The organism is Planctomycetia bacterium, from assembly GCA_034440135.1.
GTDB lineage: Bacteria > Planctomycetota > Planctomycetia > Pirellulales > JALHLM01 > JALHLM01.
The window spans coordinates 1-3,024 of record JAWXBP010000503.1; the positions used below are offsets into that span (position 1 = coordinate 1).

Consider the following 3,024-nt stretch of genomic DNA (forward strand, 5'->3'; position numbering starts at 1 on the left):
CCGTTTCGCGGAGCACTTGTTGCCACGCGGTGCGCTCGGCCGGGGCCAAGATTAAGTCGACAATATGGAATCCCTGCAGCGAATAGAGAAGTGGCTCCGCTGGTGACAACTCCTTCTGCATCCGCTCAGCCTCGGCGAACAGCGCCTCGGCTTCTTTTCGCCTGCCGGCTTGGTGCAGGGTTCCGGCCGCGGCGGCGCGCATGACCACTCTAAGACTTTCAACCTTACTCAAGTCCGCAAACTCGAAGGCTCGCTGGGCATCGACCACGGCTTGGTCCAATTGGCCCAGCGCTAATTCCAATTGGGCGAGATTGACGGAGCCGGTGGAAGCATGCTCCCATTCCTTCTTGCGGATCGTGCCATCTACTTCGATCCGCATTGGCTCGATTGCCTCCGTTAGTCTGCCGAGCGCCCGCAAACAGACAGCAGCTTGACCGAGCATCCACCCCCGATCTGGACCGCCGAGATTCGGCGAAACGCGGGTCCATGGCTCGTCAAAAAAGGCCGCGACCGCACCCAAAGTCGCACCAAATGCTCCAAGTTGCTTGATGCTATAGAAGCCTTTAGATCCGCCGCCTCGCAGGATCCGGTCAAAATAAACGTGGTCGCACGCCTCCTGCTGGCGCCCGGCCAGGCATCCGTGAACGACCGCTTGATACAGCGGCGCCAGTCCCGGCAACTCGTCGGGCCGATACGGCGTCGTCTTGCACAGGTGATCGAACAACCGCGAGTGGGCCTCGCGAAACGCGTCCGGCGACTGGTTGGCAAGTTGTTCCGCGAAGTACTCGCGGACCAGCGGATGGGCGTCGATCGCGGCTTCTCTGCCCGCTCCGGAGCGCGACAACAGATCAATCTCGACGAGCCGCGAAAGCGCCAGGTTCCATTGCGTTTCTTTCAGCCCGACGAGTCCGTCGGTCAATCTCGCCATCACCGGTTCGGCTCGTAGCGCCTCCAGGCAGTCGGCTGCAATCGGGCGGTCGAACAACCCCGTGAGCCGCAAGATCGCCAACTCCCGCTGCCGCTCCGGCCCGGCCGACTCAAACCATTTCTCGTAGGCGACCATCACCTTCAGCGCACTCCGCCCCTTGCTGCGCACTTCGTCGGCTTCGACGAAATGCACCTGCTTGTAGTGCCGAATGTCGCGATCGGGATACGCGTCGACAATGAACCGACCCAGCAGTTGCAACGTCAAGGCATGGCCGCCGGCGTCTTTCCAGGCTGCTTCCAACTCTTCGTCGGTCCCGACAATTCGTAGATGCCGCAACAGCCCGACGGCCGCTTCCTTGGGGAGACAATCAAGCTTCTGCTCCTCGGTCGTCGGCAAAGCCTCGACGTCCGTCAGATGCTCGCGCGTGGTGATGACGCATAGGCCGGGATTGTCCGCCGCCAGGCTTTGTACGAGGGCCTCGAGGGCCGGATCTTTGAGCCGACCCGCCATGCCTGCTTTGTCGGTCGGCGGATATTGCAACGGTTCGATGCCATCCAGCACCAACAGCGTGCGATGTTGCCGAACGAGCTTCGCCAGCCGCTCCCCCCGTTCCCATCCGCCGCCGACCGTCGGATCAGGATCGCCGAAAAACTTGAGCGCCTCGCTGATGAACAAGTCCGCCGAGGTCTGCCGCGATTCGCCGCTCCCCTGGCTATAGAACGACCAATCGAAGTAGCGTTCGACGTCACGCCATCCGACTTTCATGAACCGCTCGGCAACCCAGTGGGCGACCAGCGAGGTCTTGCCGACGCCCCCCCACGCAACAAGCGTGTAGAGGTTCAGGTTCCGATCGGCCCATGCCGCGTCCAACGCATCCAGCCACGTCTCCCGCCCGAACAGAATCGGCGGCGAATGCCGCAAGATCCGCGAAGCAGCGATCTGGCGATCCCTCACCCGCGACCCGGGCCGAAAATCGATCACGTCCCGATCGGCAAACCGGGCCGGGAGCTCGCAATCTTCGATCCAGATCGGCACGACCCGTTTCTGCAGGCTATCGGCAAAGGCGATTTCCTGGGCGACCCACGGCGATTTCATCGACGCCCGTGTGATCACGACAATCAAAGCATCGCTCGCCGCGATTCCCCGTTCGATCTCGGGCCAAAACTGGGCGTCGGGGACGATCGAACGAACGTCGTTAAATACGGAGTCGTATCCCAGCGCGCGAACGAACTGCTCGAGCTCGGCAACATAGCCGTCATCCGGGCTGCTATGGCTAATAAACGCCCGTCGCATTTCGGCACGATTGGTCACGGCACCGTCGGTCATAGTCGGGCAACTTCGCGAGGGAACCTAACGACGAAACTCACGCTAACGCTTAGCCATGCTGCTGCCGGCAATTGCGGGGTTCACAACCTCGCGATGAACGACGTACAAACGTCGACGTTGGGGCCATTCAACTCTGCGACGACGCCGTTCATCAGCGATTCGGAACCATCGAATTGTATCGTCTGCAATTTGGAGAAACTGCCGATAGAGTCGCAGTACCCGCGATTACGTCATGGAATCGAGATATCGTCACCTTCGCTACGCAGAAAAGTATTTCTGAATCTGACCGGCGTATGCGGCATCGTCTCGAAAATCGAAGACTTCGTCCTTATTGAACGGAAAGGGCACGATCGGGCCGGAACGCCAGATGCCCACCCTCGTAATTCGCCCGCGATGTTCTAAGTGACCGGCAAAATGCCACTCGTCCCACACCCAGCCGTCGTCGGGATTGTAGGAGAATCCTTCAATTCCCGGAGTGCTCGAACAACGATCCTGTACCGTCGGCTCCACTGCACGCCGATATTGCTCAGTAAGCACGGCGATGAATATATTGCAGGATGCCAGCGCGGCGATGAACTCGGGTACGGCCCGCGCTCTCCGCTCAAGTGGCAATATTCGGCATACTCGGAGGCTGTCCGGGTGCGCCAGCTTTTTCTGGACGAGCTGCTCCAACCCCAGGGCCGACGCATCAAAAAACACACGCTTTTACGGGGGAAAACGAGCCGTTCGTCACATCATTACATGATTTGCAGTGTTTTCGAGCGCGCGAA

General features: G+C 60.2%; 2 protein-coding genes. Both read right to left on the reverse strand.

What is annotated here, in order from left to right; genetic code table 11:
• Positions 1 to 2,254, reverse strand: a 2,254-nt coding sequence (locus SGJ19_28585) for a toll/interleukin-1 receptor domain-containing protein (protein MDZ4784224.1), incomplete at its 3' end; no start/stop codon positions are given.
• A 258-nt stretch (positions 2,255 to 2,512) separates the two neighbouring features.
• Positions 2,513 to 2,953, reverse strand: a complete 441-nt coding sequence (locus SGJ19_28590) for a hypothetical protein (GenBank protein MDZ4784225.1) — start codon at positions 2,951 to 2,953, stop codon at positions 2,513 to 2,515.
• Positions 2,954 to 3,024: the final 71 nt, after the last annotated feature.